The organism is Martinezella lusitana, from assembly GCF_010668395.1.
Taxonomy (GTDB): Bacteria; Pseudomonadota; Alphaproteobacteria; order Rhizobiales; family Rhizobiaceae; genus Rhizobium; species Rhizobium lusitanum_A.
In genome coordinates, this window is the sequence record NZ_WUEY01000004.1 from 209,053 (window position 1) to 235,184 (window position 26,132).

Below are 26,132 nucleotides of genomic sequence, written 5' to 3' on the forward strand. Positions count from 1 at the left end.
TTGCGTCTTCCAGTCAGTTAAGCCACCAAATGGTTACAAGTTCATCGCAAGACAGGCCCTTCGACATGACCGTTTCCGATCCCCGCGCCTTCCTGACCTCGCTATTCGATGCTGCCGTTCGCGCCGCCAATCCGCTGACCGGCATCCGCGCCAATCTGCCGGCCAGGCCGAAGGGCCGGACGATCGTCATCGGCGCCGGCAAGGGCTCCGCCCAGATGGCTGCGGCACTGGAGCAATGCTGGGACGGCCCGCTGGAGGGTCTGGTGGTGACGCGATACGGCTTCTCCGCTCCCTGCCGCCGGATCGAGATCATCGAAGCGGCGCATCCGGTGCCGGACGAAGCAGGCCTTACCGCTTCCCGCCGGCTTCTCAAGCTTGTCGAGGGCCTCACGAAGGACGATCTGGTGATCGCCCTGATTTCCGGCGGCGGCTCGGCGCTTCTGCCTTCGCCGGCCGGCACGCTGAGTCTCGCCGACGAGATCGCCGTCAACAGGGCGCTGCTCGCATCCGGCGCACCGATTTCGGCAATGAACGTCATTCGCAAGCACCTGTCGACCATCAAGGGCGGCCGGCTCGCCGCCGCGGCCCATCCGGCCAAGGTCGTCTCCCTCGTCGTCTCCGACATTCCCGGCGACGATCCGGCTCTGGTGGCGTCCGGCCCGACCGTGCCGGGTGCCGGCACACGCGCCGAAGCGCTCGACCTCATCCGCCTCTACCGCATCGAGCTGCCACCCGCCGTTCTCGCCCATATCGAGAAGGCCGAAGCGGATGCGCCACGCCCGGACGATCCGCGCTTTGCCGGCAATGAAGTTCATCTCATCGCATCCGCCGGCGTCTCGCTGGAGGCGGCGGCGGACGTGGCACGCGCGGCCGGGATCGAACCGGCCATCCTCTCGGACGCCATCGAGGGCGAGGCCCGCGAAGCCGCCCATGTTCACGCCGCCATCGCGCGCGAGGTGCTTCACCGCAATCGTCCCTTCGCCAAACCGGTCGTGCTGCTATCCGGCGGAGAAACGACGGTGACGCTGAAAGGCAAGGGCAAGGGCGGACGAAACTCTGAATTCCTTCTGTCGCTGGCGATCGACATCGACGGCCATACCGGCATTCACGCGATGGCAGCCGATACGGACGGCATCGATGGCAGCGAGGACAATGCCGGCGCCTTTGCCGATGCAGGCACGGTGGCGCGGCTGCGCAATGCCGGACTGGTGCCGGCCGACATGCTGGCAAACAACGATGCCTGGACGGCCTTCAACGCGATCGGCGATCTATTCGTGCCCGGCCCGACAGGAACCAACGTTAACGATTTCCGCGCCATCCTGATCGTGTAGGCTCGCGCGACAAGCCACATCAGCCGATGGCGCTGCAATCGTCGCAACGCCGGTAGACGGCCGCCATCGACGACCAGCGAAAGAAGTGCCGGCTGCAATGGCCGCATTCGATTTCAATGATATGCGTCTTTTCGGAAACGATGACCGGCTTGACCTTCGTCAAGCGCTCGCTCTTCCGCTGCTCCAGCTTCGTCACAGCCATCATGGCCCTCCACGCAACACCCGGTCTTGCTCGACAAGGCATGAAGTAGCAGCCACTAATAAATAAAATATTGCAGCTGCGACGCCATCTTGCAGTCGGCATGAACGAGGCATTCGCCGTTGCATATGTGCAACTCTTCGCGGATCGACCCCGACCCCAACCATGCCGGCGGCATCTAAAAAATTGTAGCGGCGGATATCGCCATTTTCACGCTAGGCACCATGTCATTTACGGGGCATTTTCCATCAATATGACAACGGGAGGCATAGCCATCATGCGCCAGCTCCACCAGCGGGTGATTTCGTCGGTAACCCTGGTCACATTCGCGCTCTTTTCGGTGACGGCGAGAGCCGCCGCCCCGCCTCCGGTGGAGGCCGAACACGGCATGGTGGTCACGGCGCAGCACCTGGCCACCGATGTCGGCGTGGAGGTGCTGAAAAACGGCGGCAACGCCGTCGATGCAGCCGTTGCGGTCGGCTATGCCCTCGCCGTGGTCTATCCGACGGCCGGCAATATCGGCGGTGGCGGCTTCATGACCATCCGCCTGCGGGACGGCAAGACGACATTCCTCGATTTCCGCGAGCGTGCGCCGCTGGCGGCCACCAAGGGCATGTATCTCGACGACAAGGGCAACATCGTCAAAGGCGCCAGCACGGATGGCTATCTCGCCGTCGGCGTTCCCGGCTCTGTCATGGGCTTCGAGACCGCCCGCGAGAAATACGGCACGAAGTCCCGACAGGATCTGATGGCGCCGGCCATTCGTTACGCCAAGGAAGGCTTCACGCTGAACCAGGCCGATGCGGCGGAGCTTAACGAGGGCAAGAAGTGGCTCTCGCGCGATCCGGCCACCGCCGCGATCTTCACCAAGTCGGACGGCAAGCCCTTCGCCGCAGGCGATACGCTGACACAGCCTGACCTCGCCAGCGCCCTTTCCGGCATTTCGGATCAGGGACCGGACGGCTTCTACAAGGGGCCGGTCGCCAACGCCATCGTCAAGGCGAGCCAGGACAAGGGCGGCATTCTCGCAAACCAGGATTTCGAGCAATACAAGGTGCGCGAACTCGAACCCGTGAAGTGCGACTATCGCGGCTACCAGATCATTTCGTCGCCGCCGCCTTCTTCCGGCGGTATCATCATCTGCGAAATCCTCAACGTACTGGAAGGCTATCCGCTCTCCTATACCGGCTACGCCTCGGCCGACACGGTCCATTACATGGTCGAAGCCATGCGCTACGCCTATGTCGACCGCAACTCGGCGCTTGGCGACCCGGACTTCGTCGACAATCCCGTCGGCAAGCTTCTGGATAAGGCCTATGCCCAGAAGATCCGCGACGGCATCTCCCCTTACAAGGCGGGCGTCTCCAAGGACCTGATGCCCAAGGGCCTCGGCGAAAGCCACGAGACGACGCATTATTCGATCATCGACAACGACGGCAACGCCGTCGCCGTCACCTACACCCTGAACGGCTCCTTCGGCGCCGGCGTCGTCGCACCGGGCACCGGTATCCTGCTGAACAACGAGATGGACGACTTCACCTCCAAGCCCGGCGTGCCCAACCTGTACGGTCTGGTGCAGGGCGAAGCCAACGCCATCCAGCCGAAGAAGACGCCGCTCTCGTCCATGAGCCCGACCATCATCGCCAAGGACGGCAAGCCCTTCATGGTAATCGGCAGCCCCGGCGGATCGCGCATCATCACCATCACGCTCGAGGCGATCATCAATGTCATCGATTTCGGCATGAACATCCAGGAAGCGATCGACGCGCCGCGCATTCATCACCAGTGGCTGCCGGACAAGGTCTACATGGAGCCGCACGCGCTTTCGCCCGATACGGTCAAGCTTTTGACGGGTATGGGTTACACGGTTCAGGTCGACAACGACTGGCCGATCTGGGGCCAATCGGCAGGCATCCTCGTCGGCGGCAAGAGCCTCGGCGACATCGCCAAGGGCGGCGGCGCCCGCTACAACGGCGCCATGGACAGCCGCGCCGGCTCCGGACTGGCGGCAGGCTATTGAGCGCTCGCCCGATACCGATGACTGAGACCGGTGCCGCTATCCCCGGCACCGGCCTTTTCCGGCGTAAATGCCTGACGAGACGAGCACATTATCTTACGCCGCAAAACCAAGCGTGAGCATTTCGGCGAAATATCCGGCCCATTCATTCACCTCGCGTTCATTTGTTGCGGGTTTTCGGCGTACGTGCGTCATTTTTTTCATCCCATCAATAAGATTTGTGATTTCTGATATGGCAATCAGGCCGTGGCAGGAGTATACACACCGCCGTTCAAATAGGCCTTCGCGCCATGACCAGACTTGCGGTTCTGTCCTAGGACCCCACCGCACCATCGAGAGCGATCCCCGACAATGTCGGATCAGATATTCCAGGCCGCCCCCACCCGGCGGGCCGCACCGAATTTTCGTGTAGTGGCGCTTATTGTAGCAAGCGCGATGTTCATGGAGCAGCTTGACGCGACCGTGCTCGCGACGGCCCTTCCGACGATGGCGAGAGACTTCGGCGTCAGCGCGCCGGCCATGAGTATCTCGCTGACGTCGTATCTTCTCAGCCTCGCAATCTTCATTCCCGCAAGCGGCGCCATTGCCGATCGCTTCGGATCGCGCACCGTCTTCCGCTCTGCCATCGCGGTTTTCGTCGTGGGATCGCTTCTGTGCGCGCAGGCTCCGAACCTGTTCTTCCTCGTGCTCGCGCGATTGCTGCAGGGTCTTGGCGGCGCCATGATGCTGCCCGTCGGCCGCCTCGTGCTGATGCGCAGCGTCGCCCGCAAGGACATGGTCAACGCCATGTCCTGGCTGCTGATCCCGGCGCTCGTCGGCCCCATCCTCGGGCCGCCGGTCGGCGGCATGTTCGTCACCTATCTCGACTGGCGCTGGATCTTCTACATCAACGTGCCGATCGGCGTCATCGGCTTCGTCCTGGTGACGATGTTCATCGAAGAGGTGAAGGGCCCCCGTGCCGGGCGCTTCGATCTCTCTGGCTTCATCCTGTCGGGCATCTCGCTCGGATCGCTGCTCTTCGGCTTCGAAATGTCGAGCCGCGAGGGCGAAGGCTATCTGGCCATTTTCCTGATCTCCATCGGCCTCCTGTTCGGCATCGCCTATCTGCGCCACGCCCGCAAGCATCCCTCGCCGATCATGGATTTCTCGCTGATGAAGGTGCCGACCTTCCGCACCTCGGTCATCGCCGGCTCGCTGACGCGCATCAGCCAGGGGGCCCATCCCTTCCTGATTCCCTTGATGCTGCAGCTCGGTTTCGGCCTATCGGCGGCGGCAGCCGGCCAGATCGCCATTGCGACGGCGCTCGGCTCCATGGCGATGAAACCTTTCCAGGTCCGTATCCTGAGGAAACTCGGCTTCCGCACCGCTCTCATCATCTTCGGCCTGATCGGTACGCTCGGTTATGGCTTGTGCGCCATCTTCAAGCCCGACTGGCCGCTGCCCGTCATCTTCATGATCCTGTTCTTCTGCGGCTTCTTCATGTCGTTTCAGTTCACGGCCTACAACACGATCGCCTATGACGAGATCGAGCGGGACCGCATGAGCATCGCGACCAGCTTCTACTCGACCTTCCAGCAGCTGATGCTTTCGCTCGGCATTTGCGTCGCCGCCCTTGCCCTGCATGGCTCGATGCAATTCTTCGGCCACGCGAAAGCCGAGATGGCCGACTTCTCCATCGCCTTCATCGTCGTCACGGCCATCGCCCTTCTGGCGGTGATCTGGAACGCCAGCTTCTCGCGCACCGCCGGCTCCGAAATCAGCGGTCACCGCCGCAAATCGCCGGAAGAGAGCCTCGGCGAGCATTGAGGCTCGCCGCCGGCTGGCGCAAACAATAGCGACTTTTGTGAACAGTGCCTCCATGGGCGGCGCATTGCATTGAACAGTGGCAGCGGCCTAAATAGCGACCAGACACGAAATGACAGTCTGGAGCATCCCATGGTCGCCGGCATCCATCACATCACGCTCATCACCCGCAAGGTACAGGCGAATGTCGATTTCTACGTCGGCTTCCTCGGCCTGCGCCTCGTCAAGCGTACCGGCGGCTTCGAGGACGCCATGCAGCTTCACCTGCTCTACGGCGACGCCATTGGCTCGCCCGGCTCGCTGATCACCTTTCTCGTCTGGGAAGACGGTTCCCCCGGCCGGGCCGGCGTCGGTCAGGTCGCCGAGATTTCGCTCGCCATCGATCCGGCAAGCATCGGCTTCTGGCTGACGCGCGCCTTAAGCGCCGGCCTCAAGCCGGAAGGCCCCTCGGAGGAATTCGGCGAGCCGGTCCTGCGGCTGAAGGATCCGGACGGCGTTATCGTCAAGCTGGTGGGAACCAACGCTTTGCAGGCGACGGCTCCCTGGGCAAGCGCTTCCATCCCGCGGGAGCACGCCATCCGCCGCATCCGCGGTGCGACGCTCTTCAGCGAGACGCCCGAGGAAACGCAGGCGACCCTGGTCGATCATTTCGACTACCGGCCGTTGGCAACCAGCGGCGCCATCAGCCGGCTGGTCTCCGAGCCGGGCGATATCCTCGACATCCGCGATGCACGCGGCTTTTGGGCAAGCGCGCCGGGCACCGGCACGGTCGATCACGTCGCCTTTCGCGCCACGGACGACGCCGAATTGCAGTCGGTCCGCACCGCGCTGCAGGCGGTCAATTCCTGGCCGACGGCGATGCATGACCGCAGATATTTCCGCTCGCTCTACGTCCGCGAGCCCGGCCGCATCCTGTTCGAGCTCGCAACGGATGCGCCCGGCATGCTGGTCGACGAGGATGAGGCAACGCTTGGCACGCGTCTCTTTGCCCCCGGCGACAAGCCGGCGCTTCTGGCCGAGCTGAACGTGATTCTGCCGCAGTTCTCCATGCCCGGCGAGCCGCGCGTCATCTATCGCGACCTGCCTTTCATCCACCGCTTCTTCACGCCGGAGCAGCCGAACGGCGATGTCTTCATCCTGCTGCACGGCTCCGGCGCCGATGAAACGACGATGCTGCCGCTCGCCCACAAGATCGACGCCGATGCGACCCTGCTGAGCGTGCGCGGGCGCGCGCTCGAGGAAGGTGCGCCGCGCTGGTTTCGCCGGATGGGGCCGATGACCTTCGATCAGGCCGATATCGCCAGCGAAGCCGAAGCCTTTGCCGCCTTTGTCGATGGCGCGATCCATGCCTATGGACTCGATCCGGAGCGCATCGTCTATATCGGCTATTCCAACGGCGCCAACCTGCTGAACGCCATGCTGTCGCTGCATCCGCATCTCATCCGCCGCGCCGTTCTGCTGCGGTCCATGGCCGTGTTGGCCGACCCACCGGCGGCCGACATGTCGGACGCCAACGTGCTGATCATCGCCGGCGAAAAGGATCTGTATAGCCCATATGCGCAGCCGCTCGTCGAACGCCTGCGCGACGGAGGCGCGAAGGTCGAGCTTGCGACCGTGCCTGCCGGTCACGAGTTTGCAGATGCCGACGTGCCGGTCATTCAGGCATGGTTAAAGCGGAACGTGTAGGGCCGACTTGTCGCAGACCCCTTCTCCCCGAGGGGAGAAGGGGTTCACGGCAGGGAATCAACCCTTGAAGGTATATTCCGTGATCGATTCCGGCTTCATCTCGATCGAGAAGCCCGGCAGGCTCGGTGGCATGTAGGCGGCGTCGCGGATGATGCAGGGGTCGATGAAATGCTCGTGCAGATGATCGACATACTCGATCACGCGGCCGTCCTTGGTGCCTGACACGGCGATGTAGTCGATCATCGACAGGTGCTGCACATATTCGCAGAGACCGACACCGCCGGCATGCGGCCAGACCGGCAGTCCGTACTTGGCGGCAATCAGCAGCACGGCGAGAACTTCGTTGAGACCGCCCATGCGGCAGGAATCGATCTGGACGATGTCGATCGCGCCCTCGGCGATGAACTGCTTGAACATGATACGGTTCTGGCACATCTCGCCGGTCGCGACCTTCACCGGGCCGACGGCCTGGCGGATCTTGCGGTGTCCGGCGACATCGTCCGGGCTGGTCGGCTCTTCGATGAAGAAAGGCTTGGCGAAGGCAAGCTTGCGCACCCAGTCGATCGCCTGATTGACTTCCCAGACCTGGTTGGCGTCGATCATCAGATAGCGGTCGGGGCCGATCACCTCGCGGGCGATGGTGAGGCGGCGGATATCGTCCTCGAGATCGCGGCCGACCTTCATCTTCACATGGTTGAAGCCGGCGTCGATGGCTTCCTGGCAGAGCCGGCGCAGCTTGGCGTCGTCATAGCCGAGCCAGCCGGCGGACGTCGTGTAGCAGGCATAGCCCTCGCGTTCGAGGGTCGCAATGCGATCGGCCTTGCCGGCCTCCGCCTTCTTCAGGATGGCGACGGCTTCGTCCCGCGTCAGAACATCCGTGAGATAGCGATAGTCGACGATATCGGCGATCTGCTCCGCATCCATCTCCGAAACCAGACGCCAGACCGGCTTGCCGGCTTCCTTGGCGAGCAGGTCCCAGACCGCGTTGACGACCGCGCCGGTTGCCAGGTGCATCGCGCCCTTCTCCGGGCCGATCCAGCGCAGCTGGCTGTCGCTGGTCAGGTGCCGCCAGTATTTGCCGGGGTTTTCCAGCACCGTCTTGAGCTCCGTGCCGACGACGAGATGCCGCATCGCTTCGATCGCCATGCAGCAGATGTCGTTGCCGCGCCCGATGGTGAAGGTCAGTCCATGGCCGGCAAGCCCCGGCCTGTCAGTATCGAGGATGACATAGGCTGCCGAATAGTCCGGATCCGGGTTCATCGCATCCGAACCGTCGAGGCTCTGCGATGTGGGGAAGCGCAAATCGAAAACGCGAAGATTGGTAATGCGCGTCATTGGAAAACTCCTTCTAAATCCATCGGCAACCTCTCGACCCCTTTAGCCAAGGTCGAACTCCTCCCAGAGCGCCGCATTATGCTCGCCAACGTGCGGGGCCGCACGCTCGAATTTCGGCCGCTGCCCGTCGATGCGGATGGGCGAGCGGGTAGTATGCAGGCTGACGCCGTCATCGCGCCCGAGCGTCTGCAGCATGTCGAGAACGCGGAAGCCTTCGCTGCCCAGCAGCTCCGGCCAGTTCAGCACCCGTGCGCACCAGATGTCGGCAGGTTCGAGGATCGCAAGCCAGTCGTCCACATTTCGGGTGGCAATGCGCGCCGCGATCAGCGCCTTGATCTCGTCGCGCGCGGTGAACCAGCTTTTCGGGTCGTCGCGATAGGGTGCCAGTTCCGCCATGCCCAGCAGATCGGCCAGCTTGGAAATCGGCGTCATGGCAATGGCGAGATAACCGTCGGCAGCAGGATAGACACCGTAGGGCGCGGAAAGATAGGCATGGGCGCTGCGGACATGCGAGCGCTCGGGCAACTTGTTGCCGCTGTTCATGTGCACGCTCAGCACCTCGACCTGCAGATCGACCAGGGCCTCTAGCAGGCTGGTTTCGACCAGGCCGCCTTCGCCCGTGACGCCGCGCCGAACCAGCGCCGCGAGAATGCCCTGGGCCGCGGCGGCACCCGCCAGCATATCGCCGATCGCGAGGCCGAACGGCACAGGCCCCTGCCCTTCGTCGCCATTCAACCACATGACGCCGGAGCGTGACTGCGCCAGAAGATCCTGCCCCGGCCGCGAGACCCACGGCCCTTCTTCGCCGTAACCGCTGATCGAGCAATAGACGAGGCGCGGATTGAGGTCGCGCGCAGCCTCGTAGCCCAGACCCAGCCGCTCGATCACGCCCGGGCGGAAATTCTGCACGAGAACGTCGGCTTTGGAGATGAGCTTGCGCAGCGCACCCATGTCGCGCTCGTTTTTCAGGTCGATCGCCAGGCTCTCCTTGGAGCGGTTGATCGCATGAAAGATCGTGGAATCACCGCGCTCGTGATCGCTGAGATAGAGTCCGCGCGAGAGATCGCCCCCGGCTGGCCGCTCGATCTTGATGACCCTGGCGCCGAGATCCATCAGCCGCAGGGTGCAATAAGGACCAGACAGGAACTGGCTCATGTCGACGACGACCAGGCCGGCCAGCGGCAAGTCCTTCTTCAGCGCCATCGATATTCCCGCTCCCCTGATATCACCCCGGCTAGAAATGCCTGACCGCGTCGAGGAATGCCCCCACAACCGGCTTTCGCATTCGCCTCAGTTTTCTTATGTGAATAGTATTTTCACATATGGATGATTTTTGCAAACGAAAAGAGGCAGGATAATGGAAGCTCCACTCACCCCGGTCTTCCGGAAATGCATTATGCTGCCACGCGATGAGGGTTGCTGAAAGGAGAAACAGAGTGACGACGGTCAAGTTGCTTGATGATGCGGAGGTGGAGGCAGTCCCGGCGGTCAAGGCGGTGTTCGACGACATTCGCGCGGTGAGAAAGTCCGACTTCGTCAATAACTTCTGGCGCGGCCTCGCAAATGACCCTGCTCTGTTGAAGCGGACCTGGGAGGGGCTGAAAGCCGTCATGATAGCGGAGGGCGCTCTTGATCCGCTCGTGCGCGAGATGATCTATATCGCCGTCTCCACGGCAAACGGCTGCGCCTATTGCGTCCATTCCCACACGGCAGCGGCAAAGGCGAAGGGGATGACCGACGCCCAGCATGCGGAGCTGATGGCGGTCATCGGGCTGGCCGGACAGACCAACCACCTGGTCACGGCGATGCAAATCCCCGTCGATCCTGAATTCGATGTCAGCCGGCGCTGAACGCAAAAGGCCCGCCGGAGCGTGCCGGCGGGCCCTCGATACGAGAATATCGTTCCTTTAGCGATCCGATTTTTCCGGCGCCTGGGCATCCGCCGCAAGAACGGCGACGGTGAGGCCGTTGTTGACCGCCAGCAGCCTTTTGCGAACCAGCACGCCCATCACGCGGGCGGCGGTCGAAAAGGTCATCGTGTCGAGCGGACCTTCACCCTCCCAGGGCTTGGTCAGCCGCTCGGTCACGGCCGAGACGATGTTGTTGGGCACGGTGTCTGTGCATTCGCGCATGGCTTCGAACACGACGCTGATGGGATGGATACGTCCCTCGAACGTCACGATCGGTTCGGTCACTTCGCTGTCCCATTCCTCGAAGGCATAGAGCGCTTCACGGAAGAGCTGCTGCAGGGTGATGGGGGCATGACCCTCATGAAGGGGCGGCAAGGCATTAGACATGTCTGTCTCCTTTCAATTGGAAGTCCGGCGCATGATATGTAAAGTATCGGTCTCCTCCGAGACCAGGCGCTGCTTCTTCAGTTTGGCGCGCCCCGAAACGCATTCCATGGGGGCAAGTGGCGCGGCAAACCATCTTGTGACCGGCGCAACGCGGGACACACACAAAATGTTCCCACCGGTCATTTAACTTGATCAAGTCTATAGATTAATCACGACTTGAAAAGCCTCTTTGACAACTTTCTGCAATTCCCTTTATTTTTGAATGGCTTCGGATAGAGTAACACAACAGCGATCCTGTGGACGGGGCTGCGAATCTCTCTGCAAGGCCGAAAGGACGACTATGTGCGGCGATCATGAGCATGGGCATGAACACGGGCACGATCACGGTCATCAACCCGTCGATTGGCGCGAACACGGCATCAAGATCATTCCGGGCAATGCCCTCGATCCGAATACGGCGCAGACGCCGGGCATGAGCCGCGCGACCGCAATCAACAATGCCCGCGCCGGCGCGGAAAAGATCTGGGCCGGGACCGTGACGATCCACGCGAACGCCAAGACCGGCGCCCACCATCACGGCGATCTCGAAAGCATCATTTATGTCGTCAAGGGCAAGGCTCGCATGCGCTGGGGCGAGAACCTGGAATTCGTCGCCGAAGCCGGCCCCGGCGATTTCATCTTCGTGCCGCCCTATGTGCCGCACCAGGAAATCAATGCCAGCCGCGACGAAACGCTCGAATGCGTTCTGGTCCGCTCCGGGCAAGAGCCGGTGGTCGTCAATCTCGACATCGAACCGGTGGAAAAGCCGGAGGAAGTCCTCTGGAAAGACCCGATCCACCGCTGACCGCGCCCAAGTTTTAGGCAAATGCCTATTTTGCCGTATAAATAATCTACAGTATTTATAGAAAATTAGTTTGCTCTTTCGCGTCGCACAGAAAAGAGTTTTTCAGAACCGCAGCGCACAACGCATGATCCTGCTTCGCGGGCCGAACGCGCGTCTGAGATGATTGGGCCGTCAACGAGAGAACGATCTCGATCATCTGGAACAGGATTTCCCATGACTGAAAAGCTTTCCAAAGGTCTCGGCACGCTGCGCCTTTCCCGTAGGGCCGGCCTTGCCGCCATCTTTGCTTCCGCTGTCGCCGTTTTCGGCTTGACGGCAACCGCCCCGCAGTCTTTCGCCGCCGACAAGACGATCAAGGTCGGCATCATGAGCGGTGAGGACGAGGACGTCTGGCGCGTCGTTGTTTCCGAAGCCGCCAAGAAGGGCCTGAAGGTCGAGCCCGTAGTCTTCAACGACTACACGCAGCCGAACGAGGCACTGGAGCGTGGAGAAATCGACGCCAACGCCTTCCAGCACCAGCCTTACCTCGACAACCAGGTGAAGCAGCACGGCTATCATATCGTCAATGTCGGCTTCACCGGCATCTGGCCGATCGGCCTCTATACCAAGAAGTACAAGACCGTGGCCGAGCTTCCGAAGGGCGCCGTCATCGGTGTTCCGAACGATCCGTCCAACGAAGGCCGCGCGCTTCTCGTCCTGCAGCATGAAGGCGTGATCAAGCTCAAGGATGGCACCGGCATCCTCGCCACCACCGCCGACATCGCGGAAAACCCGAAGAACGTCGAGATCAAGGAACTGGATGCCGGTATCGTCGGCCGTTCGATCGACGACCTCGACGCCGCCGTCGTCAACACCGACTGGGCGCTGAAGAGCGGCCTGACGCCGAAGGACCGCATTGCGCAGGAGCCGACCGAAGGCAATCCCTACCGCAACTTCATCGCCGTCAAGCAGGGCAGCGAGAAGGAGGACTGGGTGAAGACGCTGGTCGCCTCCTACCAGAACGACACCGTGAAGGCCGAATTCGACAAGGTCTACAAGGGTACCGGCCAGAGCGCCTATTGATAACCGGACGGCGCGGGGGACAGCGCTGAGCGGCGGGCGGCCGGGGCATCTTGCCCGGGCCGCCTTCGGTGTTTAAAGCCCAGCCCTCAACCCGCGCCGAACGCAAGAAAAGAAGATCGGGAAGCAGACATGAACTCCTTCATCCCCGCCACATCAATCGACGGGCAGGCGCCGCCTGAACGGGCGACGGGCGACGAAATCGTCCGCCTGGTCGATGTTCGCCGCCGGTTCGACACGACGCCCGCGCTGGACGGCGTATCGCTGATTGCCCGCCGCAGCGAAATCGTCGGCATCATCGGCCGCAGCGGCGCCGGCAAATCGACGCTGATCCGTTGCTTGAACGGGCTGGAACGCGCCGATAGCGGCGAGATCCACATCGAAGGCCGCGATATCGCCCGCCTTTCGGAGCAGGAGTTGCAGCCGCTGCGCCGTCGCATCGGCATGGTCTTCCAGCATTTCAATCTGCTCTCCGCAAAAACGGTCGAAGAGAACATCGCCCTGCCGCTCAAGATCGAAGGCGTCGGCAAGGCCGAGCGGCTGCAGCGTGCCCGCGAACTGCTCGACCTCGTCGGCCTGGCCGACAAGGCAAAGGCCTACCCGGCAGCGCTTTCCGGCGGCCAGAAGCAGCGCGTCGGCATTGCCCGTGCTCTCGCCGCCCGGCCGGCATTACTGCTGTCCGACGAGGCGACGTCGGCGCTCGACCCGGAAACCACCCGCTCCATTCTGGCGCTGCTGAAGGACATCAATCGCAAGCTCGGCCTGACGATCCTGCTCATCACCCATGAGATGGAAGTGATACGCTCCATCGCCGATCGCGTCGCCGTCATCGATGCGGGCAAGATCGTCGAAGAGGGCTCGGTCTGGTCCGTCTTCGCCAATCCGCAAACGGAAATCACGGCAAGCCTGCTTGGCGGCATCCGCCCGCAGCTGCCGGAGCACATTGCGGCGCGCCTGTCGCCGACATCGGGCGCCGAGGCCATTCTCAGTGTCGATCTTGCCGGCCCGGCCGCGCAAGGGGCTCTGTTTGCAGAGCTTTCCGCAACCCTGCCGCGCTCCTTCCGGCTGGTCCACGGCGGCATCGATCACATCCAGAACCAGCCGGTCGCCCGTTTCTTCATCGCCGTGCCGACGCGGGAAGCGACCCTGCCGGCACAGGTCGGTGATTTTCTGAAAGCCCGCTCCGCCCGGGTGGAGGTTCTCGGCTATGACAACTGACGTTATTCTCAGCCTGCTGTGGCGCTCCTTCTGGGAAACCGTCTGGATGACCGGCGCATCCGGCCTGCTCTCGTTGATTATCGGCCTGCCGCTCGGCCTTGCCCTCGTCGTCACCAGCCGCGGCGGCATTGCCGAGCAGCTGACGATCAACGGCATCCTTGCGGCGCTGGTGAACGGCTTTCGCGCCGTGCCCTTCGTAATCCTGCTGATTGCCTTGATTCCCCTGACGCGACTGATCGTCGGCACCTCGCTCGGCACGACGGCCGCGATCGTACCGCTGACCATCGCCGCGATCCCCTATTATGCCCGTATTGCGGAAGTCTCGCTGCGCGAAGTCGATCGCGGCCTGATCGACGCGGTGCGCGCCATGGGCGGCAATCGCTGGACCATCATCCGAGAGGTTCTGGTGCCGGAAGCCATGCCCGGCATCGTCGCGGGCTTCACGGTCACTCTGGTCACATTGATCGGCGCTTCCGCCATGGCCGGCACGATCGGCGGCGGCGGCCTCGGCGACCTTGCCATCCGCTATGGCTACCAGCGTTTCGAAACCAGCGTCATGATCGCCGTCGTCGTCGTGCTGATCATTCTGGTCTGCGGCATGCAGTGGCTGGGCGATCGCCTGGCCACCCGGCTCGATCGCCGCTAGCCTTGTCGTCATGAACTCGTTCCCGACGCGAAAAGACATTGCACCGGGAATGGAGCGCGGCGATCAGTTGCGCGTGACCGGCTTGGAACGCATGCGCGATACCGTTTCCCGCTCCGCGCGCTTGCAGCGCATCGGCGGCAGGCCGCGATCCATGAGATCCATATCCTCCAGCACCATGTCGCCCATTTTCTTGAAGGCGCTATCGAGCGCGCCGGCACGGTGAGCCGAACGAATGAAGCCTTTCAGCTTGCGAACCGGATGATCGGGGCCGAGCGGCTCCTCCGGATAGACGTCGCTTGCCGCGACGATATGGCCGGAGGCGACCGCCGCCATCAGCGCATCGAAGTCGACGACATCGGCCCGACTGAGCAGGATGAAGGCCGCCCCCTTGCGCATCTTCGCGAAAGCCTCGGCGCCGAGAAAACCCTTGTTTTCGCTGGTGACGGAAGCAACCACGAAAACGAAATCGCTACCCGCGAGGACCTCGTCCAATCCGGCGGGCTGAACCCCATGTTCCCGAAGGATCGAGGGCGGCATCCAGGGATCGAACACCCTGACATTGGCGCGGAAACCGGAGAGCACCCGGTTCAGCGCCTTGCCGAGATCGCCGAAGCCGACGATGCCAATATCGCTGCCGGAAACGAGCCGCGCCCTGGCGTTGCCGTCGCCGCCCCAGAGCTCCCTGCCCTCGCGGAAATCCAGATCAGCATCGACGATGCCGCGCGCCAGGCTGAGCGCAAATCCCAGGCCGATTTCGGCCACCGGCTCGGCAAAGACCTGCCCGGTAGTGACGACATGGATGCCGCGTTCGAACAGCACCTCATAAGGCATGTTGTTGATGAGATTGCTCTCGACGTTGAGGATGCAGCGCAGTTGCCGCATGCGGTCCAGCGTCTCCCTCGACAAGGGCGGTTGGCCGATGATGTAGCGTGCCTCGCCGAGCACCTCGTCACCCAGTCCGGCGATATTTTCCGGATCCGCCTCGACGAGGCGATATTTCGCGTGAAGGAGCGACAGTGCGTCCCCGGCGAAAATAAGCTCGAGCGAGCGCGGCTCCGGCGCGCTGATGGCCAAGGGTCTGCTGTCGGTCGTCATTCTGTTCCTCCCCGTCTCGGGAGGCGATCCAATATCATTCGACGGGTGAGATCAATCCACCTCGTCCTCTTCGCCAGGCATTCCGACGGAGAAGGCGCAGATGCGCGAGAGATGGGTGAACGGCAGACCGGTCTCCGCATGCCAGGCATTGAACTGATCCTGGATCAACCGCAGATCCTTCTTGCCCGGCTTGCCCTCGGAAATGGGCACGCCGGCGAGCCGCAAGCAGACGAGAACGTCGTGGCTCATCACGAAGCTGTCGCGGCCGATCGCCCGCAGGAAATACTGCCCGGTCATGCCGCCCAGCCGGTTCGCCTGCTTGTCGAGGACTGCAAGCAAGCCGATCTGATCCTCCGGCGGCCAATCGGCAAAGAAACGCGCGGCGCTGCCATGCTCGTCGGCAAGCCGGCGGATGAACTGAGCGTTGGCCCGCACGGACATGATCTTGGCGCCGTTGCGGATCACCCGCGTATCGGAGGTCAGGTCATGCCAGTAATCGTCGGGCGCAAGATTGAGAAACGCCGGATCGAACCCGGAAAAGGCAGCCTCGAACCCCGGCCATTTGGAATCGATGACGTTGCGCACGAAGCCCGCATAGAAGATATAGCGCGTCATCTCCGACAGGATCCGGTCGTCAGCAAGCCCGCGCAGGACATCCTGGTTCGGTGCCTGCGGCATCAAGGCCATCAACCCATCGGCCCCGCCCTTGCGTTTCTCGGCGCGCTCCTCAATCTCCGCAAAGCTTCCCATCGCTTCCCTCGTTCGGCTGTGCTGTCCGCCAAGTCTTTTATGATGTTACGCCACCACGCAAGTAATCTCCGCACAATGATCGCTTGTGAAGACGTGACTCGAAAGTTGATCGCGCTGACGGTCGAATTGATTTTGCCGGTGATTGAAACAATTCCAGACTGCTCCAGATATCGCCTTGAAATTAACTTGAGATTTCGCGCAGCGTGGCGTTAATTTCGGCGGCATCGGATCGGAGCCTCGTGCCATGAATAATAAAGACTGGAACTATCCCGTCATGGTCATCTGCAAGCGTACCGGAAAAATCTATACGGTCGCCAGCACCAAGGAAGCGCTGGACATCCTTTTGAATGCGTGGCCCGTGGCTGAAGGCAAGGCGTTCATGATCGCATTGCAGATTTGCGCCGATGTCGAAAGAGGCCAAGGACAGTCGCTGGAGGCTCGAAACAGCTTTCTCGCGGCAGCGGCGGAGGCCGGTGTGCCGATCGAAATTCCGGTGGTTCAATAGGAAAAAGCGACCTTAAGGCACCCTTGTTCGCGTGCGGCGGGGCTGCCTGTCTCATTATCGGACAGGCACGATACACTGAACGGGAAAATTCCAGCGCCGGCCCCTCATGATCGTTGCGTTTTTGGTATTCATCCTCCTTGCGGTGATGTTTCGAGGCATATTGCGCACCCTCTTCGCAGGATTGGCGCTCCTCGCGATCATCCTGCTGCTGATCGCCATATAGTGTGGTGACAGTTTGCAAAGCCGTTAGCCGCCGCCCCATTTTGAAACCGCCCGCGTTCGATTTTCCAGAAATTGCGAAACCTTTTGCCGCCGCAGGAGTTTCGATGGGAATGTCGGAGTACCATCGAAATGAACATGATCTTCAATACCGGCGATATTCGTTGGCAGGAGCCCGTCTATCTCCGTATCGGTTATGGCATCCCGGAAGCGATAAGAAGCCCGAAAGAAGCCTGCAATCACCTCCTTTTCCGTTGGCCGGCCATCAGAGGCGAGAAATACAATGCAGCCCGGAGCCTCTGCCTCGAGGCGAACACCAATCCCCTTCTCTGCCGCAAAGCCAGGGAGATGTTCGTCGAGGCCTGCATCGAAGCCGACGTCCTTGACTAGGTCGTCATCCGGAAATTGAATCTGCCGCCGACCGCTAGGCGTAAGCCGTCTGCCGGTATCCTGGCGTGCATACTCAAGGATCGGCGTGACATTGCCGTCATAAGATCCGATCGGCTTAGGGACCCGGCCGGACTGGCAGCTTTTCGAACATATTCGGTTGTATGTCTGCTGAGCTTTTAGCCGGGTTCGGTTCCATGAAAGCTGTGCGATAATCCGACACCGCCAAATGGCTTGCGAGCGCTTGCGTCTTGCATCCAAGGCCGACGATTGAGCCTCGTCGGCAGGCAAACGAAACCAGCCTCGATGACCTCGGGCAGTCGGCGTTCGGTCCGGAATGCTTCTTGCTAGGTTACCGAAGCATATATGTTTCGGAGGTAATGCGTTTTGAAACGAAACACTTTACGGCCTTTTCCAGCCGTTACGCTGGTGATGGGAGAGAGTGGCGGGACCCGCCGCATCAATTCGGTGCATCAGGTCTCGGAGTTGCTGCTGCAACATTGGCCGGTCGAAAATGGTGAAGAATATGTTGCAGCGGTCCGTGTCTGCCTCGAAGCCATGCTCGGGGCCGTGCCGCCCGAAGCCGTAAGGGAAGCCCTGATCAGGGCCGCGCGCGAAGCCGGCATATCCGTCATGCAATGAACCAGCCGCCCGCTCCTCCGGCCTTGGTCGATATCTCTCGGACACAATTCACTTTTTATGAACCAGTGCCAGCGATGTTTCCATTAAGGGCAGGCGATTCGCCTTGCCAATGACGGAGAGAATATGTCGCTTCTACCATTCCCGGCCGACAGGCGTACCAGTGATGTCAGGCGGTGTGCCATAGCCCTGCAGCAGCTTCACGGAGAGGCGGCAAATCGCTTCTGGCGCTCGGAAATGGCAAGCTTTGCCAGCTCCCTGCGCGAGCAGGGAGTGGAGGACGGCGAAATCTCTCGGCAGGCCGGGCTCTTCATGCATGCAGTCCAGATGGAACTGCAGCTTGCCTATGCCGACGAGGAACTGAACGCCTTGGCCTGACGGCGCTATTTCGGCAATCTGCAAAATGCGATCGACTTTTCGCCGCTGGTCGGAGACCTGATCTGCACGGTCCATTCTGCGCCGGGGAAATGGAACCCCTTGGAAGAGGCCACGCCGGTGATCTGCACGCAGGCTTTTCTGGCATCGGCGATCGGCAGGTCTATCGTCGCCACCACGGCGTTTCGTCGGTTGGCAACCTGGCATGGCGCGGTGAACAGGCCGGTATTGTCGATCATCTTGCAAACCCGGAACGCATTGTTCACGGCGTCGTCGGCAGCAATTGCGGAATTGGCGACCACTAGCGCAGTGGTCACCGCCAAAAACAATCTCATTGAAAACCCCGATCCCCTATGGCGGCACGGTGCCAGAGCATGTTTCGTCTTGCAAGGCATGTAGCGCGGTTTTCCGGTGGCTGTCTGACAATACAACGCAGGCGGCGGTAACTTGTTCGCCGCCGGGATCGCTGCCTTCGCCGGTCGCTGCATTATCGTGAAATCGAGCCCGGAGTTTGAGCCGGCATACGTCGCCAGGCGCCGGCCTTGGCGACCGCAACCAGTTGCAGCACCTAAAGGTTCTTCCCGTGTCCCATGCTCTCCGGCCTGAAAAACGCGCGCCCGGCAGCACCCTGTTAACTCCTTGATATTAGAATATTGAAAATTAGGAATATCCAGGTTCAGGGAACCCGTGAGATGACGACATTCTCGCCCGAAGGCCGCGCATCCGCTCGCAAACGAACGCTTCTCGGCGCAAAGATCATATTCAACGATGGGCATTCGGTCTTCGATTGCATCGTCAGAAATCTGTCCGACACCGGCGCCTTGATCCATATGGAAAATCCGCTCTCCGCCCCGAACGCCTTCGACCTGCAGCTTTCGGACGCCCGGCTACTGCCATGCGAGGTGCGCTGGCGGAAAATCAACAGCATGGGCGTCGAATTCCTGTGAAGTGAACTGCCGCTCCGCATCAGACAAAGCCATCTCACCTTGATGGCCTGACCCGCTCAAGCCTGGCACAAGCTGACAAACCTAGCTTCCATGCTGCAGGATAAGGGGTCGGGACTATCGCTTGGATAGAGAGGTTTCCGCTCCCGACGCCGGACTGTGTCTGCCGCCTGCGTAATTTCCGGACACGGGCCGGAAGTCATTCCCATGGGGCTCGGGACTCAGGCACGAGCGCGGCGACGCTGGAGAACAAGACGTGAATACAGCTCCGAACTCCAACCAGTTCTCCCAGTATCTCATCGGCGCGCCGAATGCCCAACCCGGACCGGCTGCAGCTCTTCCGGCATCGCCTGAAGTGCGCGACGAACGTGCCCTGCCATCCGTCAGGACGTTCGATGTCTTCGACACGCTGATTGCGCGGCGTTGTGTCGAACCTGCCAAGGTGTTCGAGATCGTCGGGAAGCGGGCGGATCTGCCTGGGTTCGCGGCCGCGCGCAAGCAGGCTGAAGCGAAGATCGCGAAGCATCCCTACAATTTCGACATGATCTACGACGAGCTGGCAGCGGCATTGCAGCTCGACCCGATCCAGACCGCCGCGCTCAAGGCGCTGGAGATCGACGTCGAGCTGGAGCAGGTCATCCCGATCGCGGAAAACATGGCCCTGGTGCGCCATGGCGACGTGCTGATCTCCGACATGTATCTCGGCCATGACATGATCCGGAAGCTGCTCGACAAGGCCGGGCTCGACAAGAAGGTAAGCCTGATCGTCACCTCCGACGGCAAGCGGTCCGGTGCCATCTGGCCGCTGGCGCAGGCAAATCTTTCGATCGAGGAACATCTCGGCGACAACCTTCATTCCGATGTCGAGATGCCCGGCCGCTACGATATTGCCAACCGCCATACAGGCATCTTCGGCCTCAATCCCGTCGAGGACGTTCTGACCCAGATCGGCCTGCGGCAGCTTGCCGAGCTCTGCCGCGAAACCCGCCTTTCGACCTGGTCGGCCAATCCCCAGAGCCGAACCGTGCAGGTCGTCCAGGCGAGCCTCAACTTTCCGATCATGCTGCTGGGAAGCGTCGCTCTGGCAAGGCTCGCCGCCAGGCTCGGCAAGCGCTCGATCCTCTTTTCCAGCCGCGACTGCGATTCCTGGATGCCGCTGTTCGACAAGGTGGCCCAGCGGATCGGCTTCACCTGCCGGTCGACCTATTTCTACACCAGCCGCCTTGCCAAGATGCAGCCGTCGCCGAGCTATACGCGCTACGCCAGACAGTTGATTTCGGATGATGCGCTGATTGTCGATCTCTGCGGCACCGGCTGGTCGCTCGCCAATTTCGCGGCCACCATCGGCCTCAGGAACGTCCCGGTCTTCTTCGTGCATAAGCTGCCGGCGGCGGCGGCCTACGAGACAATGGCCGCAACGCCGCAGACCTGCCAGTTCCATAGCCTCGTCCCGGCAGGGCAGGCAGCGGTGCAGAACACCATGCTGGAAATGTGCAACTACGCCACGCACGGCATGGTCGAAGATGTGCGCCTGATCCAGGATTTCGCCATTCCGGTCTTCGCGGAGGACAACCGCTCGCCCGAGACGCTTGCGATCGTGGAGGCGCAGCAGGACTGCTTCCGAGCCGGCCTGCGGCTCATGGAGAACTACGATCTCCACGAGGTCTTCGCCCTGGACGACGCATCGCTCGTCGCGGTGACGACGGCACTCTACGAAATGCTGTCGCAGCAGATGGAATTGCGCTCGATTTACGGCAGCAGCCACACGGCGGAAGAAAGCAGCGTTCGCCGGGCGCTCGGCTGCGCCTGACCACTATCCTTTGGAAGGAATTTCATGCCTGAACTCGTAGAGCTTGCCGATTACTACAAGACCGACAAGGGAACACAGATCGGTCACGCCCACAACTATGCGAGCCTGTACTCGTTCCTCTTCGAGCAATTCCGCGACCAGGCGTTTTCCATGCTCGAAATCGGCCTGGAACGGGGCGGCGTGGAAGCGGGAGCCTCCGTCGATCGCGTCGGCAGCGACGTGCCGTCGATCCGCATGTGGCTCAACTACTTCCCCCGCGCAAAGCTCTACGGCTTCGACCTCTCCGATTTCTCGCACATACGGCTGGACCGTTTCGAGTTTCACCGCGGCGATCTCGGCAGCATCGAGGACCTCGACCGCCTGAATGCCGCCCTGCCCCCTCTGAAGCTGCTCATCGACGACGGCTCGCACGCCTCGTTCCACCAGCAGCTCGCCTTCCTCAAGCTTTTCGACAAGGTCGAGCCGGGCGGCTTCTACGTCATCGAGGATTTCCACTGGCAGCCGCCGTTCGAGAGCGCCTTGCCGCCCTGCAAGAAAAGCGCGGACGTCTTCGAAACCTTCCTGAAGACCGGCAAGCTCGACATCCCCTTCGCCCATCCGGATTATCTCAGCGCGGTCGCCTCGCAGATCCAGAACGTCTATGTCCACCGCAACAACCGCGGCGGCATCAACGACTGGCAATTCAAGATGGTCGCGCTGCAGAAGCGGCTTTGAGCGCAGGACGAAAGGCGACGACATGTCCTACAGCATCGTGACCGGATGGTACGCAGACAACAGGGCCCGCGACTACAAGGCCTATGGCGACGATTTCGTCCGCTCGGCGGAATGCTTCGATATCTGGTATCATTGCATTCGCGCCTTCACCTCGCCGAGCAATATCCTGGTCATCGATTCGGCCTCTCCCCTGCGCCCCCGAATGCCGGAGGATCCCCGCATCAGCTGGGTCAATCTGAAGCGCAATTACGGACATGCGGTTCAGGGCCACAGCGCGCTGTGCGGCTGGTCGCGCGCACTTCTGCTCGGCCTGAGCTATGGCTTTGCCAATGGCGACCTCTATACCGTGCTTCTCGAGCAGGGCACGCTGTTCTACGGCAAGGACATCATCGAACGCCAGATCGCAGCCCATCCCGACGCGGACATCATCGCGCCGAACGGCTCGGGAACCCCGCAACCCTTGCAGACCGGCATTTTGATCTTCCGCAGCGCAATGATCCCGAAATTCGTCGAGAACTACACGCGCGTTGCCGCATCCGACGATGCGCTAAGCCCGGAAAAGAAAGTCGCGCTTGCAGGAAACGGCATGAAGATCGCCTTTTCCGACCTCCCCTTCGGCCGCCGCCGCCCGATCGACATCTCCGCCGATCACTTCTTCCTGCGCCATTGCAACCTCGCCGAACTGCACGCTTTCACCACACGCCTCGGCTTCGGAAAAGAACTCCTGCCGCCTCTCCAACGCCAGTTCGCCTGATCGCGGTTTTTCTACTTGCTTTTGGGGAGGAATGGCAGCGGATGTCCGTTCTGGTCACGACAGCCGACAGCAGGAACGGGCCGAGATCAGTCTGGGAACGTGGCAAATTCCGCTGAGGGTGAGCGATAGCTAAGTATCTGAAAACAAAGACATCCTGCTAATCGAACGATGAACAAGCCGATACGAATAGTCAGAAGAAGCTCAATTGATTTCGCATGCTGCCTTTGGATTACTCATCGCTCCAGCGGGCCTCAAGATAGCCGCCTAGCGCCACAACCGCGCGATTGATGGCTTTGAAGTTCGGATATTTCGATCTGTGACCCCGGGTCTGAAAGTACCGCCCGGTTCCACTCTCCTCATCAAGATCACGCATTATCCAGCCAATCTCGTAGCACCGAATCCGAGCTTGATCGTTGGCCACAATACCAGTGATCTTATAGGGCTTATTTTTTCTTCTATACCCATAATATCGGGCAACCGCCTGGATATTCACCCAATCGATGTTTGGAAATGCCGCACAAATGTCTTCCCGCGTACTTTCTGGATACATCCTTCGAAGCTTCTGCCTCTCCATAGGTCCCCATCGCTGATATCGCTTTCCGAGACCCAATTTACGGCAACGAGCTTGAATAGCCCTGTGAGTCCTATGGGGAAGAAGCTTCCTAAGGGCAAATTGATCGAAATAAAGCAGCCTGCAAAAGTCGTCTTCGATCGGGGTCCAAAGTTTATTTCCGTTGGGCGTAAACCCCGATCTTTCCAGTCTCGCGCGCATCCGTTGAGCAGTTGCTGCGTTCTTCGCAAAGTACGCTAGAGACAATCTTGCTCGCTCCGGTTAAGTCTTCTTCACCTTCATCGTGCGATAGGAATTACAAAGTGCCGGCTTTGTCGGTGAAAGCTTCCACAACCGCGTTCGGGAGCATGCCCAACTCCCTAAGCTTGTAGGCAAGTTCAGCAAAATCAAGCTTCAGCCTTTCGACCTCGCCAACCATCACTTCCTTGATTCTTGCTTCCAACTCAGCTTTCTGCCGCAAAAGATCATCGAGTTCCGACATTCGCTCTTCCTTTGAAAGGTGCTAGCTTTAGCCCAGGAATGGGTACGGAAGTTTTAAGGCGACGCGGCGGAATCTGTCCAATCGGGACAACGTTTAGGCTTTCAGATGTTCTAAGATGGATAGATCACTGCTCGATTGTGGGCCAGACGGCGGAGAAGAGGCATGTCCTACACTGGCATATGGAAGCTATGCAAAAGGCGATTTATCTGCCGAGGGCTCAGAGCACCATGAAAGTTACGAGGACGCTTTAGATGCTGTAACGAAGATCGTTACGGTCGGGAAAATAGCGCGCTTCTTGGTGCCTGCAACGGCATCTCAGGAGCAATCAGAGACGTTTAACAAACTTGGACCTGTTCAGCGCATTTGAATTCGCAGCTACGAGATCGAACACGACAATCATCCGAGCCGCCTTCCGCCAAGCCGATATCGAGCGCATCACTCGAGCGGCAAATGTAAGTGGCACTCCGTCAGCCGCGGCGGTGGAAGTAAAACATCAGGCCCAAAAGCAAAATTGTAGGAATTCCGACGATGCTGGAAAAGGCCGCATATGCCCAGAGATCCTGTGCCTCTCCGATGCATTGAGTAAAAGGACAGACAACCTGCGCGGTAACAACCAGCGCCAGAAAGGCGACTGCAAGCAAAATTAGAATTGCCAGGATTGTGAAGGCCAACGCGAAAGCAAGAAAGCGATTGATAAACGCAATTGCCGCCAGCATTCCTTGACCTTTTCGGCTGAACCTTCTGGTTGTTTTACACGAGTCCAGTTGCCTAGGCCATGTCCATCAAAAGTTCTCGACACCTTCAGCCGGCTATCCCAGTTCGCCGAGTATTCGCGAGCCAATTCTCGGCTCTCAGTGAAGGTGATGTTCTCTGCATTCCACTCCTGCGCCGAGGTGGTGTAGTTGTACAACCTGCCGATAGTCAGATGCCCGTCGATCACGATAACCTTGTTGTGAGCTATCGCCTGTTCGAAATCGATCCAGACCGGGATGCCGGCGGCGTCAGATGCACACTATGTTTCAGCTAGAAAGCTGATCACCTTTCACATTTTGCAATGCACCTTTCGGTACATCTTCGAATATGTGATTGTTGACATATCGCGGCTGAGCGGTTCCGCGGCCAAACTTGCCCTTTAGCTTCAAGGCACGCTTCTCTATCAAATGCCAGGATAGGAAGCCTAGAACCCACGCGCAACATAGTGTCGCAGCAGCCAATGGCACCGCCCCTATCGTCGGCCAATAGCGCACGATCAATTGTGCCGCCGGCCAGCCATAGATGTAAATACCGTAGGAATAATCCTCGACACACGGGATGTGGACCTTTCGAGTATAGGCCAGAAATATTGTCCCGTACGCGATCATCATGATGACGGCGATGTTAAAATTCACCGTATGTCGGCTCAGAATACAGGCCAAAAAGAGAAGAAGTAATATCCAGCCATTCAGCGGAATCAAATCGCGATTAGCGTACAGGAATGCCCCGATAAGGAAAAACATGGACACGCGCAGGCTTGTCGGATCAGTCCCAATCAGTGACAAGTAAGCGGGCGCCAAAATGCCGACTGCAAGCAATCCCGCCATCACAAAACTGGCGCGAAGTCGGTTTCGCAGGACGCCAAATGTGCCGGCCAGACCAACCAAAACATAAAGCCTCACTTCTACGAACAAACTCCAGATAGCGCCATTCATGGATTGCCCATAAGTGGGGTTTGCCGTCAGAACGACCCCCGGCAGAGAATAAACGGCTTCGCGAAACAGAACGTTCGACAGAAAATAATGCCAAGTCGCTGAAGATTGGAAGTAGCCAGACAACGGCAAAGATCCCAATGCCGCCCCCATCAGAACCATGAGAAGAAGGCAAATGACGAAAGCGGGAACGATCCGAAGCAGCCGGGATTCTATAAATTGCGCAGGATTATTTCGCTTGCAAAAGCTTCCCACAACCAGAAACCCGCTGACGACGAAGAATATTTCCAAACCCACTTCGCCTGAATACGTGTAACCCAAATACCGGGCGGTGAAATCCTCGGCGGGGTTGCCAGTATTAGAGATGTAAAAGGAATGCCCATAGATAACGAGCGCAGCCGCGACGAGCCGAAGAATGAGAAAATTGTTCTCGCCGTCCGATGAACGACTATCAACCAGATCTCCTATAGTCCGCATTGCGATCCCCAACGCCATCATTCCCGTTGCCACTCTTATCGCATGGGGAGCCGCCTGATCAATTCCGAACTGGCGATGAGAACACGCGATACTGCTTTCAGGACCTAGTATAGAGCTCGCCGGCATTGTGCTTGTTGCCGGTGACGAGCATCAGAACCAGGTGAAGATGTTCTTCACCGTACCGGCGCATGATCTCTCTGACCGTCGGTTTGCAATAGCATTCTCAAGCCTTTCGGCTCGCGGGGCTGTGATGCTGCCAGTCGCGGAGCATGATACCGCACTCACGGGCGA

28 protein-coding genes are annotated in these 26,132 nt (G+C 60.2%); 16 read left to right on the plus strand and 12 right to left on the minus strand.

Features of this window, described 5'->3' with window-relative positions; genetic code table 11:
- Positions 1-65 precede the first annotated feature (65 nt).
- Positions 66-1,331, plus strand: coding sequence for a glycerate kinase type-2 family protein (locus GR212_RS11015; RefSeq protein WP_163986527.1), 1,266 nt, complete (start codon positions 66-68; stop codon positions 1,329-1,331).
- A gap of 19 nt (positions 1,332-1,350) precedes the next feature.
- On the opposite strand, the gene GR212_RS11020 is transcribed toward GR212_RS11015, so the two are convergent.
- A complete protein-coding gene (locus GR212_RS11020; protein WP_246725733.1) occupies positions 1,351-1,536 on the minus strand; it encodes a hypothetical protein in 186 nt (61 codons plus the stop codon).
- 271 nt (positions 1,537-1,807) lie between these two features.
- On the opposite strand from GR212_RS11020, the gene ggt reads away from it, so the two are divergent.
- From ggt to GR212_RS11035, 3 genes are all read left to right on the plus strand, one after another.
- Positions 1,808-3,550 (plus strand): gamma-glutamyltransferase, encoded by a 1,743-nt coding sequence (gene ggt, locus GR212_RS11025; protein WP_163986528.1) that lies wholly within the window; start codon positions 1,808-1,810, stop codon positions 3,548-3,550.
- Between the two features lie 348 nt (positions 3,551-3,898).
- Positions 3,899-5,353, plus strand: a complete 1,455-nt coding sequence (locus tag GR212_RS11030) for an MFS transporter (RefSeq protein ID WP_163986529.1) — start codon at positions 3,899-3,901, stop codon at positions 5,351-5,353.
- A gap of 129 nt (positions 5,354-5,482) precedes the next feature.
- A complete protein-coding gene (locus GR212_RS11035) occupies positions 5,483-7,036 on the plus strand; it encodes a VOC family protein (RefSeq protein ID WP_163986530.1) in 1,554 nt (517 codons plus the stop codon).
- A gap of 57 nt (positions 7,037-7,093) precedes the next feature.
- On the opposite strand, the gene GR212_RS11040 is transcribed toward GR212_RS11035, so the two are convergent.
- Together GR212_RS11040 and GR212_RS11045 are read right to left on the minus strand one after the other, a co-directional pair.
- Positions 7,094-8,371 carry an L-fuconate dehydratase gene (locus GR212_RS11040; RefSeq protein WP_163986531.1) on the minus strand — a complete coding sequence of 426 codons (1,278 nt, stop codon included), beginning with the start codon at positions 8,369-8,371 and terminating at the stop codon, positions 7,094-7,096.
- A gap of 42 nt (positions 8,372-8,413) precedes the next feature.
- Positions 8,414-9,574, minus strand: coding sequence for a CaiB/BaiF CoA transferase family protein (locus GR212_RS11045; protein WP_163986532.1), 1,161 nt, complete (start codon positions 9,572-9,574; stop codon positions 8,414-8,416).
- Positions 9,575-9,807: 233 nt separating this feature from the next.
- Here GR212_RS11045 and GR212_RS11050 point away from each other — a divergent pair, with 233 nt between their 5' ends.
- Positions 9,808-10,221 carry a carboxymuconolactone decarboxylase family protein gene (locus GR212_RS11050; protein WP_163986533.1) on the plus strand — a complete coding sequence of 138 codons (414 nt, stop codon included), beginning with the start codon at positions 9,808-9,810 and terminating at the stop codon, positions 10,219-10,221.
- A 57-nt stretch (positions 10,222-10,278) separates the two neighbouring features.
- Here GR212_RS11050 and GR212_RS11055 read toward each other — a convergent pair whose 3' ends face one another.
- Positions 10,279-10,668 carry a hypothetical protein gene (locus GR212_RS11055; RefSeq protein ID WP_163986534.1) on the minus strand — a complete coding sequence of 130 codons (390 nt, stop codon included), beginning with the start codon at positions 10,666-10,668 and terminating at the stop codon, positions 10,279-10,281.
- 340 nt (positions 10,669-11,008) lie between these two features.
- Between GR212_RS11055 and GR212_RS11060 the strand changes: the two genes are divergently transcribed.
- The 4 genes from GR212_RS11060 to GR212_RS11075 all read left to right on the plus strand — a co-directional run bounded on the left by GR212_RS11060 (position 11,009) and on the right by GR212_RS11075 (position 14,435).
- Positions 11,009-11,512 (plus strand): cupin domain-containing protein, encoded by a 504-nt coding sequence (locus GR212_RS11060; RefSeq protein ID WP_163986535.1) that lies wholly within the window; start codon positions 11,009-11,011, stop codon positions 11,510-11,512.
- 213 nt (positions 11,513-11,725) lie between these two features.
- Positions 11,726-12,574 carry a MetQ/NlpA family lipoprotein gene (locus GR212_RS11065; protein WP_163986536.1) on the plus strand — a complete coding sequence of 283 codons (849 nt, stop codon included), beginning with the start codon at positions 11,726-11,728 and terminating at the stop codon, positions 12,572-12,574.
- A 129-nt stretch (positions 12,575-12,703) separates the two neighbouring features.
- The gene (locus GR212_RS11070; RefSeq protein ID WP_163986537.1) at positions 12,704-13,789 is read left to right on the plus strand and encodes a methionine ABC transporter ATP-binding protein; all 1,086 of its coding nucleotides are present in this window, start codon (positions 12,704-12,706) and stop codon (positions 13,787-13,789) included.
- Positions 13,779-14,435: a methionine ABC transporter permease gene (locus GR212_RS11075; protein ID WP_163986538.1), complete on the plus strand. Its 657-nt coding sequence runs from the start codon at positions 13,779-13,781 to the stop codon at positions 14,433-14,435. The genes GR212_RS11070 and GR212_RS11075 overlap by 11 nt, the downstream gene beginning before the upstream one ends.
- Positions 14,436-14,498: 63 nt before the next feature.
- Here GR212_RS11075 and GR212_RS11080 read toward each other — a convergent pair whose 3' ends face one another.
- Positions 14,499-15,530 (minus strand): hydroxyacid dehydrogenase, encoded by a 1,032-nt coding sequence (locus GR212_RS11080; protein WP_163986539.1) that lies wholly within the window; start codon positions 15,528-15,530, stop codon positions 14,499-14,501.
- A gap of 51 nt (positions 15,531-15,581) precedes the next feature.
- Complete coding sequence (locus GR212_RS11085; protein WP_163986540.1) at positions 15,582-16,280, minus strand: DNA-3-methyladenine glycosylase I; 699 nt, start codon at positions 16,278-16,280, stop codon at positions 15,582-15,584.
- Positions 16,281-16,524: 244 nt separating this feature from the next.
- Between GR212_RS11085 and GR212_RS11090 the strand changes: the two genes are divergently transcribed.
- Positions 16,525-16,785, plus strand: a complete 261-nt coding sequence (locus GR212_RS11090; protein WP_163986541.1) for a DUF982 domain-containing protein — start codon at positions 16,525-16,527, stop codon at positions 16,783-16,785.
- A 246-nt stretch (positions 16,786-17,031) separates the two neighbouring features.
- Here GR212_RS11090 and GR212_RS37055 read toward each other — a convergent pair whose 3' ends face one another.
- Positions 17,032-17,682 carry a hypothetical protein gene (locus GR212_RS37055; protein WP_246725734.1) on the minus strand — a complete coding sequence of 217 codons (651 nt, stop codon included), beginning with the start codon at positions 17,680-17,682 and terminating at the stop codon, positions 17,032-17,034.
- A gap of 96 nt (positions 17,683-17,778) precedes the next feature.
- Between GR212_RS37055 and GR212_RS11100 the strand changes: the two genes are divergently transcribed.
- Together GR212_RS11100 and GR212_RS11105 are read left to right on the plus strand one after the other, a co-directional pair.
- Positions 17,779-18,033 (plus strand): DUF982 domain-containing protein, encoded by a 255-nt coding sequence (locus GR212_RS11100; RefSeq protein ID WP_163986543.1) that lies wholly within the window; start codon positions 17,779-17,781, stop codon positions 18,031-18,033.
- 123 nt (positions 18,034-18,156) lie between these two features.
- The gene (locus GR212_RS11105) at positions 18,157-18,408 is read left to right on the plus strand and encodes a DUF6074 family protein (RefSeq protein WP_163986544.1); all 252 of its coding nucleotides are present in this window, start codon (positions 18,157-18,159) and stop codon (positions 18,406-18,408) included.
- A gap of 5 nt (positions 18,409-18,413) precedes the next feature.
- Here the strand turns inward: GR212_RS11105 and GR212_RS11110 are convergent, their stop codons facing one another.
- The gene (locus tag GR212_RS11110) at positions 18,414-18,740 is read right to left on the minus strand and encodes a hypothetical protein (RefSeq protein ID WP_163986546.1); all 327 of its coding nucleotides are present in this window, start codon (positions 18,738-18,740) and stop codon (positions 18,414-18,416) included.
- A gap of 357 nt (positions 18,741-19,097) precedes the next feature.
- Between GR212_RS11110 and GR212_RS11115 the strand changes: the two genes are divergently transcribed.
- The 4 genes from GR212_RS11115 to GR212_RS11130 all read left to right on the plus strand — a co-directional run bounded on the left by GR212_RS11115 (position 19,098) and on the right by GR212_RS11130 (position 22,627).
- Positions 19,098-19,352 (plus strand): PilZ domain-containing protein, encoded by a 255-nt coding sequence (locus GR212_RS11115; RefSeq protein WP_163986547.1) that lies wholly within the window; start codon positions 19,098-19,100, stop codon positions 19,350-19,352.
- 253 nt (positions 19,353-19,605) lie between these two features.
- Positions 19,606-21,159 carry a hypothetical protein gene (locus GR212_RS11120; protein ID WP_163986549.1) on the plus strand — a complete coding sequence of 518 codons (1,554 nt, stop codon included), beginning with the start codon at positions 19,606-19,608 and terminating at the stop codon, positions 21,157-21,159.
- Positions 21,160-21,183: 24 nt separating this feature from the next.
- Complete coding sequence (locus GR212_RS11125) at positions 21,184-21,873, plus strand: hypothetical protein (protein ID WP_163986551.1); 690 nt, start codon at positions 21,184-21,186, stop codon at positions 21,871-21,873.
- Between the two features lie 22 nt (positions 21,874-21,895).
- Positions 21,896-22,627, plus strand: coding sequence for a hypothetical protein (locus GR212_RS11130; RefSeq protein WP_163986553.1), 732 nt, complete (start codon positions 21,896-21,898; stop codon positions 22,625-22,627).
- A gap of 866 nt (positions 22,628-23,493) precedes the next feature.
- On the opposite strand, the gene GR212_RS11135 is transcribed toward GR212_RS11130, so the two are convergent.
- The 4 genes from GR212_RS11135 to GR212_RS11150 form a co-directional block, all read right to left on the minus strand.
- Positions 23,494-23,679 (minus strand): hypothetical protein, encoded by a 186-nt coding sequence (locus GR212_RS11135; protein WP_246725735.1) that lies wholly within the window; start codon positions 23,677-23,679, stop codon positions 23,494-23,496.
- Between the two features lie 467 nt (positions 23,680-24,146).
- The gene (locus GR212_RS11140) at positions 24,147-24,395 is read right to left on the minus strand and encodes a hypothetical protein (RefSeq protein ID WP_163986555.1); all 249 of its coding nucleotides are present in this window, start codon (positions 24,393-24,395) and stop codon (positions 24,147-24,149) included.
- Entirely contained in the window at positions 24,323-24,670 is a 348-nt protein-coding gene (locus GR212_RS37695; protein ID WP_163986936.1) for a phospholipase D-like domain-containing protein, read from the minus strand. Before GR212_RS37695 ends, GR212_RS11140 begins: the two co-directional genes overlap by 73 nt.
- 28 nt (positions 24,671-24,698) lie before the next feature.
- On the minus strand, positions 24,699-25,862 hold the full coding sequence (locus GR212_RS11150; RefSeq protein WP_163986556.1) for an acyltransferase family protein: 1,164 nt from the start codon (positions 25,860-25,862) through the stop codon (positions 24,699-24,701).
- Positions 25,863-26,132 lie beyond the last annotated feature (270 nt).

Bases quoted from the DNA above. Each gene is read 5' to 3' on its own strand.
- GR212_RS11015 (WP_163986527.1), top strand. From the start codon at position 66: ATGACCGTTTCCGATCCCCGCGCCTTCCTGACCTCGCTATTCGATGCT.
- GR212_RS11020 (WP_246725733.1), bottom strand. From the start codon at position 1,536: ATGATGGCTGTGACGAAGCTGGAGCAGCGGAAGAGCGAGCGCTTGACG.
- ggt (WP_163986528.1), top strand. From the start codon at position 1,808: ATGCGCCAGCTCCACCAGCGGGTGATTTCGTCGGTAACCCTGGTCACA.
- GR212_RS11030 (WP_163986529.1), top strand. From the start codon at position 3,899: ATGTCGGATCAGATATTCCAGGCCGCCCCCACCCGGCGGGCCGCACCG.
- GR212_RS11035 (WP_163986530.1), top strand. From the start codon at position 5,483: ATGGTCGCCGGCATCCATCACATCACGCTCATCACCCGCAAGGTACAG.
- GR212_RS11040 (WP_163986531.1), bottom strand. From the start codon at position 8,371: ATGACGCGCATTACCAATCTTCGCGTTTTCGATTTGCGCTTCCCCACA.
- GR212_RS11045 (WP_163986532.1), bottom strand. From the start codon at position 9,574: ATGGCGCTGAAGAAGGACTTGCCGCTGGCCGGCCTGGTCGTCGTCGAC.
- GR212_RS11055 (WP_163986534.1), bottom strand. From the start codon at position 10,668: ATGTCTAATGCCTTGCCGCCCCTTCATGAGGGTCATGCCCCCATCACC.
- GR212_RS11060 (WP_163986535.1), top strand. From the start codon at position 11,009: ATGTGCGGCGATCATGAGCATGGGCATGAACACGGGCACGATCACGGT.
- GR212_RS11065 (WP_163986536.1), top strand. From the start codon at position 11,726: ATGACTGAAAAGCTTTCCAAAGGTCTCGGCACGCTGCGCCTTTCCCGT.
- GR212_RS11070 (WP_163986537.1), top strand. From the start codon at position 12,704: ATGAACTCCTTCATCCCCGCCACATCAATCGACGGGCAGGCGCCGCCT.
- GR212_RS11075 (WP_163986538.1), top strand. From the start codon at position 13,779: ATGACAACTGACGTTATTCTCAGCCTGCTGTGGCGCTCCTTCTGGGAA.
- GR212_RS11080 (WP_163986539.1), bottom strand. From the start codon at position 15,530: ATGACGACCGACAGCAGACCCTTGGCCATCAGCGCGCCGGAGCCGCGC.
- GR212_RS11085 (WP_163986540.1), bottom strand. From the start codon at position 16,280: ATGGGAAGCTTTGCGGAGATTGAGGAGCGCGCCGAGAAACGCAAGGGC.
- GR212_RS11090 (WP_163986541.1), top strand. From the start codon at position 16,525: ATGAATAATAAAGACTGGAACTATCCCGTCATGGTCATCTGCAAGCGT.
- GR212_RS11105 (WP_163986544.1), top strand. From the start codon at position 18,157: ATGTCGCTTCTACCATTCCCGGCCGACAGGCGTACCAGTGATGTCAGG.
- GR212_RS11110 (WP_163986546.1), bottom strand. From the start codon at position 18,740: ATGAGATTGTTTTTGGCGGTGACCACTGCGCTAGTGGTCGCCAATTCC.
- GR212_RS11115 (WP_163986547.1), top strand. From the start codon at position 19,098: ATGACGACATTCTCGCCCGAAGGCCGCGCATCCGCTCGCAAACGAACG.
- GR212_RS11125 (WP_163986551.1), top strand. From the start codon at position 21,184: ATGCCTGAACTCGTAGAGCTTGCCGATTACTACAAGACCGACAAGGGA.
- GR212_RS11130 (WP_163986553.1), top strand. From the start codon at position 21,896: ATGTCCTACAGCATCGTGACCGGATGGTACGCAGACAACAGGGCCCGC.
- GR212_RS11135 (WP_246725735.1), bottom strand. From the start codon at position 23,679: ATGTCGGAACTCGATGATCTTTTGCGGCAGAAAGCTGAGTTGGAAGCA.
- GR212_RS11140 (WP_163986555.1), bottom strand. From the start codon at position 24,395: ATGCTGGCGGCAATTGCGTTTATCAATCGCTTTCTTGCTTTCGCGTTG.
- GR212_RS11150 (WP_163986556.1), bottom strand. From the start codon at position 25,862: ATGATGGCGTTGGGGATCGCAATGCGGACTATAGGAGATCTGGTTGAT.